5 protein-coding genes are annotated in these 17,906 nt (G+C 47.0%); 4 read left to right on the forward strand and 1 reads right to left on the reverse strand.

Annotation, left to right across the window (positions count from 1 at the left end; translation table 11 throughout):
* The first annotated feature begins 11 nt into the window (after window positions 1–11).
* Window positions 12–419, forward strand: coding sequence for a thioesterase family protein (locus OCV36_RS11395; RefSeq protein ID WP_009847292.1), 408 nt, complete (start codon window positions 12–14; stop codon window positions 417–419).
* A 20-nt stretch (window positions 420–439) separates the two neighbouring features.
* Here OCV36_RS11395 and OCV36_RS11400 read toward each other — a convergent pair whose 3' ends face one another.
* A complete protein-coding gene (locus OCV36_RS11400; protein ID WP_135458020.1) occupies window positions 440–1,273 on the reverse strand; it encodes a 4'-phosphopantetheinyl transferase family protein in 834 nt (277 codons plus the stop codon).
* Between the two features lie 720 nt (window positions 1,274–1,993).
* On the opposite strand from OCV36_RS11400, the gene OCV36_RS11405 reads away from it, so the two are divergent.
* Genes OCV36_RS11405 through OCV36_RS11415 form a run of 3 tightly spaced genes read left to right on the forward strand, consistent with a single transcriptional unit; the run spans window position 1,994 to window position 17,903 of the window.
* The gene (locus OCV36_RS11405; RefSeq protein ID WP_135457984.1) at window positions 1,994–9,841 is read left to right on the forward strand and encodes a type I polyketide synthase; all 7,848 of its coding nucleotides are present in this window, start codon (window positions 1,994–1,996) and stop codon (window positions 9,839–9,841) included.
* A complete protein-coding gene (locus tag OCV36_RS11410; protein WP_135457982.1) occupies window positions 9,841–11,898 on the forward strand; it encodes a PfaB family protein in 2,058 nt (685 codons plus the stop codon). Before OCV36_RS11405 ends, OCV36_RS11410 begins: the two co-directional genes overlap by 1 nt.
* Complete coding sequence (locus OCV36_RS11415) at window positions 11,895–17,903, forward strand: hotdog fold thioesterase (RefSeq protein ID WP_135457980.1); 6,009 nt, start codon at window positions 11,895–11,897, stop codon at window positions 17,901–17,903. The genes OCV36_RS11410 and OCV36_RS11415 overlap by 4 nt, the downstream gene beginning before the upstream one ends.
* The last annotated feature ends 3 nt before the right edge of the window (window positions 17,904–17,906 follow it).

Raw genomic sequence — 17,906 nt, forward strand, 5'->3', positions numbered from 1 at the left:
AGTTGATACCAATGAGTCAGATCTACCATCACCCAGTACAAATTTACTATGAAGATACCGATCACTCAGGTGTGGTTTATCACCCTAACTTTCTAAAGTACTTTGAGCGTGCGCGCGAGCATGTATTGGGTAGCGACAAACTGGCAACCTTGTGGAACGAGCATGGACTGGGGTTTGCGGTGTATAAAGCCAACATGACTTTTCAAGATGGAGTTGAGTTCGCTGAGATCTGCGACATCCGAACCTCTTTTGAACTCGATGGAAAATACAAAACGCTATGGCGACAAGAAGTGTGGCGCAAAGATGCAACTAAGCCTGCGGTGATTGGTGATATCGAAATGGTTTGCCTAGATAAAGACAAGCAACTGCAGCCAGTACCTGCCGAAGTATTAAAAGCGATGCTTGGCGAAACGAGCTAACTTCACCTCACCAAACTAGCTTAAAAGAGATGAGACAACGAAAAAGTTCTCATCTCTATCTGCATGGGTAGCAAATTTCCACCAAGAGTCACGGCAAAACGGTACTGGTCATCTAATCGACCCAAGCAACATTGCCAATCTGTAGAAATATCGTCTTCTTGAGCAGGATCCAAATCCAACCCAATCCCGCTATGTAGCCTGATTTCGCTATACAATCTAATTTCATCCTGCAAGTTTGGTTGAAAATCCGAAGAGTGAATTGGCAATGTTTGCTCCGTCAAATTAGAGAAATCAAACGAAAAGCTTCGCAACGATGTCGCTAGCCCCTTACCCGTCGCTTTGATGTACGACTCTTTCAATGCCCACAGATCGAAAAAACGCTCTCTCTGTTCTTCTTTGTTGAGTTCAAGTAAATCCGTAAGTTCTGCATCTGAAAAATAGTGCTTCATGATCGAGTCGATATTGGTCGAGCTTCTTACATGTTCGATATCTACACCTAGTTGAAGTGGTTGCCCTTGGATTTGGCAAATAGCGATCAACAAATGCTCTTGGCTATGGCTTATATTGAAATTCAATCCCGTTTTAATTTGTTGTTCTGTAATTAGGCTTGGCTTACCTTTCTCGCCATATTCAAACCGCCACTCTTCTGGCCTCAAATCAGAGTAGCAAGACAACACCTTTCTTAGATAGTTACGAACGTACAAAGCTTGCACCTGAGATGAGGGCATTCGATAGCGATCAACTTTGGCTATCTCATCCATCGTGAGTCTCTGTTTTAAGTACGACACGCTATCGATATCATCATGTAAATCACTCAGAGAGCAAAGCCACAAATCCACAATCGGTATTCCCATATCTCTAGTACTCATTTATTAAAACCACTCTCATCAAGCTATCAAAAAAACATCAAAACGAACAAATTTAACTCACCTATGATTTGCTATAAACATAGAGAAATCGGGAAGGAAACATCCTTCATATGAGGGCTTGGAATTTGATTTTAAAATAATAACAAATTAAAACATAGATCACACTCAGCCTTGTGAAACAGTCGTCTATTAAACCTTACTTACAAAAACCTGACATAGATCTCATCAAGCCAAAAAATAGAGTATAAACACTAAAAAACAATTCATACCCATTAAATATCAATAAGTTAAATACAATAAAAATACAAAAATTAAAAACACACTCGATTCATCTGGTCTGAACAGATCATAGTGGCCGCTGGGAGCATTGTATCAACTACTCACCTCGGGTAGCCTGCTCAACCATTAAACAAATTCACACGTTTTTTTTGCGGATACCTGCTTTGCACAAAAGCAGTACTTTGGATAGGATTTTAATGGACATGACCCTCACATTCGAATGCCCTCTTCGCGCATGAAACACGTTCTCAACTCCCGCAAGTCAATGTACTTCGCACACCCTATTTCAGTTAGGTGGCCTACTTTTGGCAACCTTGCTCTTCAGCTGCGTTTGCCCAAGTCTGTTTCAGATTTATTTTCGATCCATTTAGAAACGCAGCCTCAAAACACGACATCGCCCTCAGTGATTTCAAGTGGAGACTCATAATGAGCCAACCCGAAAAAAATACACCGGAATCAGTCGACGACACTCGACTCAATAAACGCCTTAAAGATATGCCAGTTGCTATCGTTGGTATGGCAAGCATGTTTGCGAACTCCCGTTACTTAAATAAGTTCTGGGATTTGATCAGTGAAAAGATCGATGCAATTACCGAAGTACCAGATACGCACTGGCGTCCAGAAGATTACTACGATGCAGATCGTACTACGCCAGACAAGTCTTATTGTAAGCGCGGTGGTTTCATCCCTGAAGTGGACTTCAACCCAATGGAGTTCGGCCTTCCGCCAAATATCCTAGAACTGACTGATACATCACAGCTGCTTTCTCTGATCGTTGCAAAAGAAGTGCTTGAAGATGCCAAGCTGCCTGAAGGCTACGATCGCGATAAGATCGGTATTACGCTCGGTGTTGGTGGTGGTCAAAAGATCGCTCAAAGCCTAAATGCTCGTCTGCAATACCCTGTTTTGAAAAAAGTCTTCAAGAGCAGTGGCATCAACGACGAAGACAGCGAAATGCTGATCAAAAAATTCCAAGACCAATACATCCACTGGGAAGAGAACTCCTTCCCTGGTTCGTTGGGTAACGTAATTTCAGGTCGTATCGCTAACCGCTTTGACCTTGGTGGCATCAACTGTGTGGTAGATGCTGCGTGTGCAGGTTCTCTAGCCGCAATGCGCATGGCTCTTAGTGAGCTGGTTGAAGGCCGCAGTGAAATGATGATCACAGGTGGTGTGTGTACTGATAACTCGCCAACTATGTACATGAGCTTCTCGAAAACACCAGCATTCACCACAAATGAAACGATTCAACCTTTCGACATCGACTCAAAAGGAATGATGATTGGTGAAGGTATTGGCATGGTTGCTCTTAAGCGTCTTGAAGATGCTGAACGCGACGGCGACAGAATCTACTCAGTAATTAAAGGTGTGGGTTCTTCTTCGGACGGTAAGTTCAAGAGTATTTACGCGCCTCGCCCTGAAGGACAAGCAAAGGCACTAAAGCGTGCTTACGATGATGCAGGTTTCGCACCGCACACGCTTGGTCTTTTAGAAGCGCACGGCACAGGTACAGCTGCCGGTGATGTAGCTGAATTTGGTGGCCTAAACTCAGTATTCAGTGAGAACAATGAAGAGAAGCAACACATTGCGTTAGGCTCTGTGAAATCTCAAATTGGTCACACTAAATCAACCGCAGGTACAGCAGGTTTAATCAAAGCTGCATTGGCTTTACACCACAAAGTGCTGCCGCCAACGATCAACGTATCAGCTCCGAATCCTAAGTTGGATATCGAGAACTCACCGTTTTACCTAAACACACAAACGCGTCCTTGGATGAAACGTGTCGACGGTACACCGCGCCGTGCAGGTATCAGCTCATTTGGTTTTGGTGGCACTAACTTCCACGTAGTAATGGAAGAATACACACCAGAACACGCTCGCGGTGACAAATACCGTCAACGCCAAGTACCTCAAACGCTATTGTTCAGTGCTGAATCTCGCCAAGCACTGGTCAGTGATCTAAAGCAGATTTCTACTCAAGCTACAGATGCTGCGTTCAAACTGGAAACGCTTGCTGAACAACATGCTCTACGCGAAGTTGACGCTAAGCATGCTCGTATTGGTTTAGTCGTGACTGACCAAGCAGACCTTCAAGCGCAACTGACTCAAGCGGTTTCTATGCTTGAAAGCCAAACCAAAACACATTGGCAGATGCCAAACGGTACTAGCTACCGTGAATCGGCACTGATTGCTGAAAACGGTGCAGGTAAAGTGGCAGCGCTATTTGCAGGTCAAGGTTCGCAATACCTGAACATGGGCCGCGAGCTTGCTTGTCATTACCCTGAAATGCGCCAACAGCTTGCTCAAGCGGATCAAGTATTTGGTCAGCACAAGAAAACGGCTCTGTCGCAAATTCTGTTCCCAATTCCAACGTTCACACCAGAAGCAACCAAAGCTCAAGAAGCGGTGCTAACCAACACGGCCAATGCGCAAAGTGCGATTGGTACGGTGTCTATGGGTCAGTTCGACATCATGACTCAAGCTGGCTTCAAAGCTGACATGGTCGCAGGTCATAGCTTTGGTGAACTAAGTGCACTATGTGCATCGGGTGTTATCTCGCAAGACGATTACTACCAGCTAGCTTTCGCTCGTGGCGATGCAATGGCAGCAACACCTGAACAAGGCGACAGCGGTACTATGTTTGCGGTCATCTTAGACGCAGACAAGCTTCCAGCCGTTGAAAGCTGCATCAGCCAATTCGAAGGCGTGAGCATTGCCAACTACAACGCTCCGACTCAACTGGTTATTGCAGGTCCAACTGCGACGGTTCAACAAGCAGCACAAGCGCTAACAGAACAAGGCTTCAAAGCGATTGCTCTGCCAGTGTCTGGTGCTTTCCACACACCACTTGTTGCTCACGCTCAAAAACCATTTGCTTCTGCAATTGATAAAGCTTCATTCAGCGCTCCAACGCTGCCGCTTTACTCAAACGCAACGGGCAAACTGCACAGCAAAGACGCGAAAGCGATCAAGAAAGCATTCAAACAGCACATGCTGCAATCGGTTCGTTTCAGCGAGCAAATTGAAGCGATGTATGAAGCAGGCGCGCGTGTATTCGTTGAGTTCGGTCCGAAAAACATTCTTCAAAAGCTGGTTGAGAAAACATTGGCTGATAAGAACGAAGAGCTTTACGCAATCAGCATCAACCCAAGCCCTAAAGGCGACAGTGACCAACAGCTTCGTTTGGCTGCGGTTCAACTGTGCGTGGCAGGTGTTTCATTAGACAACATTGACCCTTACCAAGCTGACATTGCTGAACCTGCAAAGGCATCACCAATGAACATCAAGCTGAATGCAACCAACTACATCAGCCCTGCTACTCGTAAGAAAATGGATCAATCACTGGCTTCGGGCAACGTCACCGAAAAAACTGAGATTGTTGAAGTGAAAGTTGAAGTCGAGAAAATCGTGGAAAAAGAAGTGATCAAAACAGAAATCGTTGAAGTACATGTGCCTGCTCCTCAAGCTTCAAATGTACAACAATCAGTTGCAGCACCAAATGTACGAGTAGCAACAGCAACTCAGCAGCCTCAAGTGGCGCAACCTGCACCAGCGACTATTCAACCAACAGCTTCAGTAACGGTTGATGAGTCTTCACTGCAATCATTCTTCAATGCTCAACAACAAGCAGCAGAAGTACATCAGCAGTTCCTTGCGATTCCTCAGCAATACGGTGACACGTTCAACACCCTAATGTCTGAGCAAGCGAAAATGGCAACAGCAGGCGTAGCAATTCCTGAGAACCTACAGCGTTCTATGGAGATGTTCCACCAGCACCAAGCTGAAACGCTAAAAGCTCACGCTCATTACCTAGAAATGCAAGCGCACAGCAACAACTCAGCACTTAACATGCTGACGCAAGGTTCAGTCGAAACAGCACAACCAACCTTCGTTGCGTCTGTAAATGCTCAGCCAGCGATTCAAGCTACTCCAACAGCTATCGTTCAACAGCCTGTAGCTCAAGTACAAGCGACTCCTGTACAAGCTCAGTCTGTTCAAGCTGCGCCGGTTCAAAATACAACAACTCAGCAAGCTCCAGTACAGAAAGCAGCTCCTGCACCACAAGTAGCAGCTCAGGCCGCAGCGCCTGTTGCAGCTCAACCAGTGCCAGTTAAAGCGCAACCGGTTCCTGTGGCTGCACCAGTAGCAGTACAATCAGCAGATGCTGAAAAAGTGATGCTAGAAGTGGTCGCTGAGAAAACGGGTTACCCAACGGAAATGCTTGATCTAGAAATGGACATGGAAGCAGACCTTGGTATCGACTCAATCAAACGCGTAGAGATTCTTGGTACCGTTCAAGACGAAATGCCAAACCTACCTGAGCTGAACCCTGAAGATTTAGCTGAGTGTCGTACTCTTGGCGAAATCGTTACTTACATGAACAGCAAGATGCCTGCATCAGCGCCTGTTGCTGCACAGCCAAGCGCAACCGCTCCTGTTCAAGCAGCTAACGGTCTTGATGCAAAAGTCGTTCAACAAACCATGCTAGAAGTGGTTGCTGAGAAGACAGGTTACCCAACGGAAATGCTTGATCTAGAAATGGATATGGAAGCAGACCTTGGTATCGATTCAATCAAGCGTGTTGAGATTCTTGGTACGGTTCAAGATGAACTGCCTACTCTTCCAGAGCTAAACCCTGAAGACTTAGCTGAGTGTCGCACTCTTGGCGAAATCGTTGCCTACATGAACAGCAAGCTTCCAGCTTCAGCTCCTGTGTCTTCACAGGCACCAATGGTTGCTCCGGCAACAGCTAGCAATGGACTAGATGCGGCTGTCGTTCAGAAAACCATGTTAGAAGTAGTCGCAGAGAAGACGGGCTACCCGACTGAAATGCTAGATCTAGCAATGGACATGGAAGCTGACCTTGGTATCGATTCAATCAAGCGTGTTGAAATTCTAGGTACGGTTCAAGACGAGCTACCGACTCTTCCAGAGCTAAACCCTGAAGATCTCGCTGAGTGTCGTACTCTAGGCGAGATCGTTGACTACATGAACAGTAAGCTTCCCGTTTCTGCTCCAGTAGCAACTCAAGCATCTGCATCAGCGCAAGCAGTATCAAACGCTTTAAACGCAGAACAAGTTCAAAACACAATGCTGAGCGTAGTGGCTGATAAAACAGGCTACCCAACAGAAATGCTAGACCTAGCAATGGACATGGAAGCAGACCTTGGCATCGACTCAATCAAACGTGTTGAGATCCTTGGTACGGTTCAAGACCAGCTACCAACACTGCCAGAGCTGAACCCTGAAGATTTGGCTGAGTGTCGTACTCTGGGTGAAATCGTTGCTTACATGAATACTAAAGGCATGAACAGCAAGCTAGGCGCTACTGCTACTACGAGTACAGAAGTCGCTGCAGCAACTGTAGAAAGCACGAGCAACGACCTAAACCCTGCTCACGTTCAATCAACAATGATGGAAGTGGTTGCCGACAAAACAGGCTACCCAGCAGAAATGCTCGACCTAGCGATGGACATGGAAGCAGACCTTGGCATCGACTCAATCAAACGTGTTGAGATCCTGGGTACGGTTCAAGACCAGCTACCAACACTGCCAGAGCTAAACCCTGAAGACTTAGCTGAGTGTCGTACGCTTGGTGAAATCGTTACTTACATGCAAAGCAAGCTATCCGCAGCAGCACCCGTAGCGACTCCTAAAGCTGAATCAGTAACGCCTATCGCAGAAACAGCGACAGCGGAACTTCCTCCACACAATGAGGTAGCGCTAAAAAAGCTACCAGCGGCAGATAAACTCGTCGATTGTTTCTCAAAAGACGCTTGTGTCGTGATCACAGATGATGGTCACAACGCCGGTGTTCTAGCAGAAAAGTTGACCGCTAACGGCATTCAAGTTGCTGTAGTGCGTAGTGCTCTTTCTGCCGCGTCACCTTTAAACAGTGAAATCGCAAGCTACACACTCAACAGCGTCGATGATGCTGGTGTGACTGCAGTTATTAACGACATCGAAGCAGACCTTAAAACGTCGAACAAAGTGATTGCTGGCTTCATTCATTTACAAGCTATCGTTGATGCGAAACAAAGCAACGAGCAAGCGGTTAACTTGAATGCAGACTCAAGAACTTCGCTAACCACAGCGTTCTTGTTCGCGAAGCACCTAAATGGCCAACTGACTGCTGTTTCTGGTCGCAGCGTGTTCTTCACGCTAAGCCGAATCGATGGTGGCTTTGGTTACTTAGATACTAAGCAATTAGCGAATGCAGAACTTAACCAAGCCGCGTTGTCTGGTCTCACTAAGACACTAAGCCATGAATGGTCAAACGTGTTCTGCCGTGCATTGGATGCTGACGCTTCTATTGATGCTCGTCACCTAGCTGAAGCTATCACAGGCGAACTGTTCGATATCGATACCAACACGGTTGAAATCGGCCTTAGCCATGCGGAAAACGGTGAATCTGGTCGTGCAACATTGATTGCGGCAACACCAGGAGCTGCACAAACGAAGAACACAGGCGCTCAACTCACCAAGAGCGACAAAGTTCTCGTAACGGGTGGCGCTAAAGGCGTGACGTTTGAATGTGCGCTGACGCTTGCTAAGCAATGTAAGTCTCACTTCATTCTTGCGGGTCGTAGTAAGCATATTACTTCAGCTGAGCTACCTCAGTGGGCACAAGGCAAGCAAGAGAAAGAGCTAAAACCAGCGGCTATCGCTCACCTACAAGCAACAGGTGACAAACCAACGCCGAAAAAAGTTGATGCCTTGCTAAAACCGGTATTGAGCAGCCTTGAAATCAACGCAGCACTTGCCGCTTTCAACGAGATTGGCGCGAGCGCTGAATACCTAAGCCTAGATGTATCGAACCATGAGTCAGTAGCGAAAACGCTGGCAAATTTCGATGGCATCACAGGTCTTATCCACGGTGCAGGCGTACTGGCTGACAAACACATTCAAGACAAAACGCTTGATGAACTGAACATGGTTTACGGCACGAAAGTGGGCGGACTAGAAGCGGTTCTTGGCGGTCTTGATAGCAGCAAGCTAAAACTGATTGCGATGTTCTCTTCGGCGGCGGGTTTCTACGGAAACACAGGCCAAAGTGATTACTCGATGTCTAACGAGATCCTAAACAAAGCAGCTCTGCAGTTGTCTGCGCGTAACCCTCAAGCGAAAGTGATGAGCTTCAACTGGGGACCGTGGGACGGTGGCATGGTCAACGCAGCACTGAAACGTATGTTCACAGAACGTGGTGTGTACGTAATTCCTCTTCAAGCAGGTGCAGAGCTGTTTAGCTCTCAACTACTGAACGAAACTGGCATTCAATTGCTGGTTGGTACGAGCATGCAAGGTTCTGACAACAAGGAAGCTGCTGTAAAAAAGCTTAATGCGGAGTCTGTGCATCTTGCAAAGAGTCCGCTGAATACAAGCATCACTGTGACACGTCATCTTGATCCAAAGGCATTGCCTTTCATTCAAGATCACTGCATTGCCGGTAACCCAGTGTTACCGACAGTGTGTGCCATCCAATGGATGCGTGAAGTGGCAGAGCAACTGTTAGGGGTGAACGTTAGCGTTCACAACTACAAACTGCTTAAGGGTGTGATTTTTGATACTGATGAAGTGCAAGAACTGAATCTGGTTCTTTCTTCTGATGCTAAATCAAAAGATCAGCTAAAAGCGGTGATCAGTTGCCAAGGGCGACCACAGTATCAAGCTCAGTTGCAAGTTGCCTCTGTGCAAGTGTCTGAAGATGTTCAACAAGCGTCAGTAAAACGCTTTGAGGCCAACACTTCAGCACCTGTAACAACGGCACAAGCTCTATACAGTGACGGTACTCTGTTTCATGGACCAAGATTGCAAGGTATTACCTCAGTCGAACGCTTTGACGACTTAGGCTTATTGGCTCAATGCCAGTTGCCTCAGATTGAAAACAGCGACTGCGGATCATTTATTCCTAAGCAAGGCTTTGGTGATAGCCAGCCATTTGCTGAAGATTATCTGTTGCAAGCAATGCTGGTATGGGCTCGATTGAAATACGGCGCGGCAAGCCTACCGTCTGCAATCGGTGAGTTTATTTGTTACGCACCGATGCACAATGGTGACCAAGGTTGGCTAGAGCTGAGCGTGATAAAAAGCACGGCTCGTTCGCTGCAAGCTGATATCTCGCTTTACCACCAAGATGGTCGTTTAAGCGCAGTAATGAAAGGTGCAAAAGTCACCATCAGCAAGAGCTTAAACGACGCATTTTTGCCGAAGTCTAGCTCAGCAGTATCGAAGAAAGAGGCGACTAAGAACGCAGAAAAGGAGCAATTGTCATAGTGACTGTTCCTACTAATAAAGCGATGCCATTGCGCATCGCTCTTTTAGCTCAGCCAGCAAACGCGGCTGAGCTTTCTGCCGACTTATTTCCCTCGTTCCCAGACATAATGGCTGTTGTGGTTGATGGCAATTTTAATCAAGCACTTACTCAAGCGATAGAGGCAGTCAATCAAGGCAGTATGGTTAAGCTTTGTTTGGATGCTCACTCACCATCATTGTTGATGTTAAGTGCGCTGAATGCTGCTCAGAATAAGATTCACCCACACGCGAATTTAGCGGGCTTTGCCGAAACTCTCGATCTAGATAATGGAGATAGCGTTCAGCTTGCTCTAGAGATGTCACGCCGCCCCGCTTCAGACTTAAACCATCAACAGCAATACTTTGCCCTATCTGCTTCGCAGCAGTTTGATGAATTGTTGAATATGGTTAATGCGATATCGAGCCGTTCATTGCCGAGCCATTCATTACCGAGCTCTTATTGGTTCACTGAGCCGAACAAAGCACGTGTTGCTGCGTTAACTTCCAGTGACGATAGCCAAAAAGCCACCAGCCTGATATTGACTCAAGCGACCGGTTTACAAGAACCAAAACCATTGCTATCCAGCGAACGTTTGATGTTTGTGATTTCAGGCAACGAACAAGCCGAATTGGTTTCTCAATTAACCTCGTTAAGAGAAGATCTTAAATGCGTTAACGAATCGGCAGACCGTGAACTTGCTATCGCTACCTTAATGCATTCAAACCTAAGTCACTTCCAAAGCGTTCAGCACAATGCTGGCCGTGGTGCGAACATCGTGATTCAAGCCGCTTCAATTGAGGCTGCAATACAAGAGAGCACTGCGCTAGAAAATGCGTTGCCAAAAGTAATGGCGGACAATAGCCAATACAAAACCCCAGCGGGCAGTTGTTTCTCACCGATGCCTCAGAGCAAAGGTGGCGTTGCATTTGTTTACCCTGGTGTTGGCACAGTTTATCCCGGCATGTTGCGCGAATTTCACCACAATTTCCCACAGTTATTTGCTCGTTTAGAACGTGAAGGTAACTTGAAAGAGATGCTGCAGGCTGACAAAACCTACGCCGAAGACTCGCAAGAAATGTCGCTCAGTGAGCTGGCAATTGCCGGTGTGGGCAGTAGTTATCTGTTAACACAACTGCTGTGTGATGAATTCAAAGTGCAGCCAGATTTCGCTTTGGGTTACTCCAAGGGTGAAGCCTCCATGTGGGCCAGCTTAAATGTTTGGAAGAACCCGCATGCGCTGATTGAGATGACTCAAACTAGCCCTATTTTCACCACGGCTATTTCTGGCGAACTCACCGCAGTACGTCAAGATTGGCAGCTGAACAGCGACGAAAGCATCCAATGGAATAGCTTTGTGGTTCGCAGTGATGCACAAGCAATTGAGGCTCTGCTACCAGAGTTTCCACGTGCTTATCTCGCTATCATCCAAGGTGACACTTGCGTACTGGCAGGTTGTGAAAGCACATGTCGTGCACTACTCAAGAAACTGGGTAAACGTGGCATTGCCGCGAATCGTGTTACCGCAATGCACACCACACCAGCATTGAGCCAACATAGCCAAGTGCGTGAGTTTTACACGCAACCACTGTTCGACGAATTGCCAAAGCATATCCGCTTTATCAGCGCAGCAGGTCTACCGACGGGCGCACCAATCAATATCGACAGCGATAGCATCGCCCTTTCGATTGCCGACACTTTCTGTTCGACGCTGGATTTCACCGCGTTGATCCAGAGTGCACGTCAACAAGGTGCTCGTCTGTTTGTCGAAGTGGGTGCCGATCGTCAAACCAGCACATTGATCGACAAGATCAATCGTAGCGACAACGTAGCAGACCAATACTGCACAATCGCTTCCAATGCCAAAGGCGGTGACGATGTTGTCACGCTCATCAAATGCATTGGTCAGCTCATTACTCATCAAATCCCATTGTCTGTCGAGCCTCTTATCCAAGGGCTAGACCAACAGATCACCGCAGCTAAGCAATTAAGCGGTTTATCTCAAGGCAGCGCAGTGAATTATCAAGGAGAGCTAGTATGAGTTCTCAATCGAAGCCATCTCAATATCAAGCTCAGGCTCAAGCTAAGAACAAACAGCAAGTGAAGTGCAATAAGATCGCGATTGTCGGTATTGCTAACCAATACCCAGAAGCTGATACGCCAAAAGATTTTTGGCAAAACTTGCTGAATAAAAAAGATTCTCGAACCACATTAAGCGCTGAAAAGTTAGGTGCTAAACCTGAAAGCTATCAGGGCGTTCAAGGTGAGTCAGACCGCTTTTACTGTGACAAAGGCGGCTACATCGAAAACTTCAATTTCGATAGCAATGGCTACCGCTTAACAGCAGAATCATTTAACGGCGTAGATCAAAGCTTCCTATGGGCTTTGGACACAAGTCGTAAGGCGTTAGTCGACGCAGGCATTAATTTAAATGCCGATGTTTTAGAGCGCACAGGCGTGATCATGGGTGCCCTTTCGTTCCCAACCACACGTTCAAACGACCTGTTTCTGCCGATGTATCACTCGGTGGTCGAGAAAGCACTTAAAGATAAATTGGCTAATGACCAGTTTTCACTGCTACCAACCAATGAAACCGTGCAAGACCTCAACCCTATCAATGGTGCTGCAGCACATAATGCCTCTAAGTTAGTGGCTGATGCATTGGGTCTAGGCAACGTGCAACTTAGCCTAGATGCAGCATGTGCAAGTTCAGTGTATTCATTGAAGTTAGCGTGTGATTACTTGAACACGGGCAAAGCCGACATGATGTTGGCAGGCGCGGTATCAGGTGCTGACCCATTCTTTATCAACATGGGTTTTTCCATTTTCCACGCTTACCCTGACCACGGTGTGTCGGTTCCGTTTGATAGCAACAGTAAAGGTCTATTTGCTGGCGAAGGTGCCGGTGTTTTAGTCCTAAAACGCTTAGCTGATGCAGAGCGTGATGGCGACAACATTTACGCAGTCGTCAGCGGTATTGGCTTGTCGAACGATGGCCGTGGCCAGTTCGTATTAAGCCCAAATAGCAAAGGACAAGTACAAGCCTTTGAACGCGCTTACGAGGCATCAAACCTAACACCAGACAGCATTGAGGTGATTGAGTGTCACGCAACCGGCACACCATTGGGTGACAAGGTTGAGTTAACCTCAATGGAGCGTTTCTTTGCTGACAAATTGAATGGTTCTAACCCGCCATTGATTGGCTCTGCGAAGTCCAACCTCGGTCACTTGCTGACTGCGGCAGGTATGCCAGGGATCATGAAGATGATCTTCGCGATGAAAGAAGGTGTGCTTCCTCCAAGTATTAATTTGGACAAGCCACTATCATCGCCTGAAGGTTTATTTGGATCACAGACTCTGCCAACGCAGGTTCAACCTTGGCCAAGTAAAGCAGGTAACCAAGAGCGCTGTGCGGGTGTTTCTGTATTTGGTTTCGGTGGTTGTAACGCTCACTTACTGCTTGAAGCGTATTCAGACACCAGTCATGTAAACCAGACTCTAGAGTCAGCGTCTCCAAGCCTACAGCCGTCCAATTTAAGCATTACTGGCCTCGCGTCTCACTTCGGTTCTCTGCAAAGCATCAATGCGCTAAGCACTGCAATTGAAACCAACAACGATGCTTTCATTGCTTTGCCTAAGAAACGCTGGAAAGGCTTAGACCAACATCCAGAACTACTGAATCAGTTTGGTTTACACGGCATTCCAAACGGAGCGTACATCGATCAATTCGATCTCGATTTCCTACGCTTTAAAGTGCCGCCTAATGAAGATGACCGTTTGATCTCTCAGCAGTTGCTACTGATGAAAGTTGCAGACGAAGCCATCAAAGATGCCAAGCTCGTGGCAGGCCAAAAGGTTGCAGTACTGGTAGCGATGGAAACTGAGCTTGAGATGCACCAATTCCGTGGACGCGTAAACCTGCATAGCCAATTGGCTGACAGCTTTACCAACATGGGTATTGAGCTAACACAAGATGAATACCAATCGCTAGAAACCATCGCGATGGACAGTGTGATGGACGCAGCCAAGCTGAACCAATACACCAGTTTCATCGGCAATATCATGGCTTCGCGTATCTCTTCACTATGGGACTTTAACGGCCCTGCGTTTACGATTTCAGCCGCTGAACAGTCAGTTGCTCGTTGTATCGACGTCGCGCAAAACCTAATGTCGCAAGAATCAATAGATGCAGTCGTGATTGCAGCTGTTGATCTAAGTGGCAGTGCAGAACATGTGATTCTGAAGAACAGCGTGAGCCCAGTGTCACTTGTACCAAAATTCGGACAGCCGCAAGACGGCAATTGGAATGTGGGTGAAGGCGCAGGTGCCATTGTTCTTGTTGAAGAAAACCGAGTAGCTAGCAATCAAGATACGGCTTACGGCAGCATCAACGCATTAGCCTTTGGTTCAAGCGAGCATAACAACGCCGTTGCTGATGAGTTACTGACTCAAGTCGGTATGAACTCGAACGATGTTTCATTGCTTGAGCTTAACCATGCACCAGAGTCTTCATCACACGAGCTTGTACCTCTCAACTTAGGGGTTTCCAAGACGACTCAAGCGAGTCAGCGTGTAGGTCACTGCTCTGCAGCCTCTGGTATGGCAAGCCTGCTACACGGTCTGCTCAACCTGAACTTGGCTCCTCTGAATCCAAATATCAGCTCTAAGAGTGCGATTGTTGCCAACATCAGCGAAGGACAATGTTCACAGCTGCTACTAAGCCAATCGAGTGTTGAATCTCAATCACTTTCCGTTCGTTTAAGCAATGAACTGGCGAGCGATGCTAAACGTCAATTGGTTAAGCAAGTGACTCTTGGTGGTCGCGATATCTATCAACATATTGCCCAAACCCCAGTGACTAACTTAGCAACGATTCAACAGAAAGCTTCTGGTAAACAAGCAGCAAGAGTAGCGTCGATTCCAACGACAGCAAATATTAAAGCAGCCCTTGCGCAAAAAGAGTTAGAGAAGAAAGCATTAGCGCAGAACGCGGTAGAGCCAGTCATCGAAACTCCTACATCAGTATCCCCTACTCTGGCGCCAACGCGCCACAGTCAGCTAACAGGTAACCACAGCAATATGACTCATGTCCTATCCGCTAAAAATGGCGTATCGAATATCGACGCTAATACGGATGCAGCATCACAGCCGTCTGTAACACCACACAACCAAGCTTTTGCTCAAAACCAGCAAGCAGCGCAGCAAGTACACAAAGCATTCCTGCACACTCGTGCCCAAGGCATGCAGATGGCTGATGCACTATTAAAAGCGCAGCTAAACGCAGTGACGTCTGGTTTAGATAGCTCAGCCCTTATTCAACAAACGAATGGTCAACAAGCGACTGGCCAACAAACGCCAGCTCAGCCTGTTCAAGCTCAACCAGCTCAGGTTCAGTCAACAGCAGTCAACGTACTTGCGACGCCAACACCAGTAAAACCTGTTCGTAAGCCATGTATCTGGGATTACGATGATCTGGTTGAATACGCGGAAGGCGACATCGCCAATGTATTTGGCCCTGACTACGCGCTCATCGATAGCTACTCGCGCCGCGTTCGCTTGCCAACCACTGACTACCTATTGGTATCTCGTGTAACCAAGCTCAACGCGACAGTGAACGAGTACAAGCCAAGCACAATGACCACAGAGTACGACATCCCAGTTGATGCACCGTATCTTGTCGATGGTCAGATCCCTTGGGCTGTTGCGGTAGAATCTGGTCAATGTGACCTAATGCTGATCAGCTACTTAGGCATTGATTTCGAAAACAAAGGCGAGCGTGTTTACCGCCTGCTTGATTGTACGCTGACTTTCCTTGGTGACTTGCCTCGTGGTGGCGATACGCTGCGTTACGATATATCAATCAACAACTTTGCTCGCAATGGCGACACACTGCTGTTCTTCTTCTCGTACGAATGTTTCGTTGGCGACAAGATGATCCTGAAAATGGATAACGGCTGTGCGGGCTTCTTCACTGATGAAGAGCTAGCAGATGGCAAAGGTGTGATTCACACTGAAGATGAAATCAAGGCTCGTAAGCTTGCAACTAAGCAACGCTTCGACCCTATGTTGCATTGCCCTAAAACGCAGTTTAACCACCAAGAATTACGTCATCTACTGACTGCCAACATTGCAGAGTGTTTTGGCCCGACTCACCAATCTAATCGCCACCAGCCTTCTCTATGCTTCAGCTCAGAGAAGTTCATGATGATCGAAAAGGTTAGCCGTGTTGAACCACAAGGTGGCACATGGGGACTTGGTCTGATTGAAGGTCATAAGCAGCTAGAGCCTGAGCACTGGTACTTCCCTTGTCACTTCAAAGATGACTCAGTAATGGCTGGCTCTTTGATGGCAGAAGGTTGTGGTCAACTACTGCAATTCTTCATGATGCACCTTGGCATGCACACGCTTGTTCAAAATGGTCGTTTCCAACCGCTTGAAAATGCCCCTCAACAAGTACGTTGTCGTGGTCAAGTTCTACCGCAATCGGCAGAACTGACTTACCGCATGGAAGTAACTGAGATTGGTCTAAGCCCTCGCCCATACGCGAAAGCTAACATCGATATTTTGCTAAACGGCAAAGTGATTGTTGATTTCCAAAACTTGGGTGTAATGATCAAAGAAGACAACGAATGTACTCGTTACTTGCCTTCTTTAGAGACAGCTAAGATCTTAGTTGCTGACACTGTAGCAGAGACAGCTGTCGCGACCCCTGTTATCGAAAACTTGGGTCACACACCAGCGGTTAACCAACAGGCTTCAGCTAATGCGCCATTAATGGCTCAAATTGAAGACCTAGCAACAGCGCCAAACAAAGGTGTGGTTCCACTTCAACACGTTGAAGCGCCTTTAACTCCTGATTACCCGAACCGCACGCCAGACACAGTTCCGTTCACGCCTTACCACATGTTCGAATTCGCAACGGGTGATATCGAGAAATGTTTCGGTCCTGACTTCTCTATCTACCGTGGCATGATCCCACCACGTACTCCGTGTGGCGACTTGCAGCTAACGACACGTGTGGTTGAGATTGAAGGTAAACGTGGTGAATTCAAGAAACCATCTTCATGTATCGCAGAATACGAAGTGCCAGAAAACGCATGGTACTTTGATGAAAACAGCCACCAGACCTTGATGCCTTACTCGGTATTAATGGAGATTTCACTGCAGCCAAACGGCTTTATCTCTGGATACATGGGCACAACACTGGGCTTCCCGGGTGAAGAGTTGTTTTTCCGTAACCTAGACGGCAGCGGCAAAATGCTACGCAATGTCGATTTACGTGGCAAAACCATCACCAACGATTCTCGTCTGCTTTCAACGGTAATGATGGGCACCAACATCGTACAGAGCTTCAGCTTCGAGCTAAGCACTGACGGTGTCCCTTTCTACCAAGGTACAGCGGTATTTGGTTACTTCAAAGGCGCAGCACTGAAAGACCAACTTGGTTTGGACAACGGTAAAGTGACTCACGCATGGCACGTTGATAACAATCGCACGCCAGACGTAAACATCAACTTGCTAGACAAAACAAGTCGTTACTTTAATGCACCTGTTTCTTCTACTGGTGAAGTGCAAGAGCACTACCAACTGGCTGGCGGTCGTTTGAACTTTATCGATACTGTGCAGATCACTAGCGATGGTGGTAAAGACGGTCTGGGTTACCTATACGCTGAGCGTACGATTGACCCAAGCGATTGGTTCTTCCAGTTCCACTTCCATCAAGACCCAGTAATGCCGGGTTCTCTAGGTGTCGAAGCGATCATCGAACTGATGCAAACCTATGCACTAAACAAAGATCTTGGTGCTGGCTTCCGCAATCCGAAATTTGGTCAAATCCAATCTGAAGTGAAATGGAAATACCGTGGTCAAATTAACCCTCTGAACAAACAGATGTCATTGGATGTACACATCACTGCAATCAAAGACGAAGACGGCAAACGCATCATCGTTGGCGACGCAAACCTGAGCAAAGATGGTCTGCGTATTTACGAAGTGAAAGACATCGCAATTTGTATCGAAGAAGCCTCTGTTATCAATAAAGCTTAAGCC

The sequence above is a fragment of the Vibrio echinoideorum genome (assembly GCF_024347455.1).
GTDB lineage: Bacteria > Pseudomonadota > Gammaproteobacteria > Enterobacterales > Vibrionaceae > Vibrio > Vibrio echinoideorum.

Coding starts and splice junctions, on each gene's coding strand:
- OCV36_RS11395 (WP_009847292.1), top strand. CDS start 12: ATGAGTCAGATCTACCATCACCCAGTACAAATTTACTATGAAGATACC.
- OCV36_RS11400 (WP_135458020.1), bottom strand. CDS start 1,273: ATGGGAATACCGATTGTGGATTTGTGGCTTTGCTCTCTGAGTGATTTA.
- OCV36_RS11405 (WP_135457984.1), top strand. CDS start 1,994: ATGAGCCAACCCGAAAAAAATACACCGGAATCAGTCGACGACACTCGA.
- OCV36_RS11415 (WP_135457980.1), top strand. CDS start 11,895: ATGAGTTCTCAATCGAAGCCATCTCAATATCAAGCTCAGGCTCAAGCT.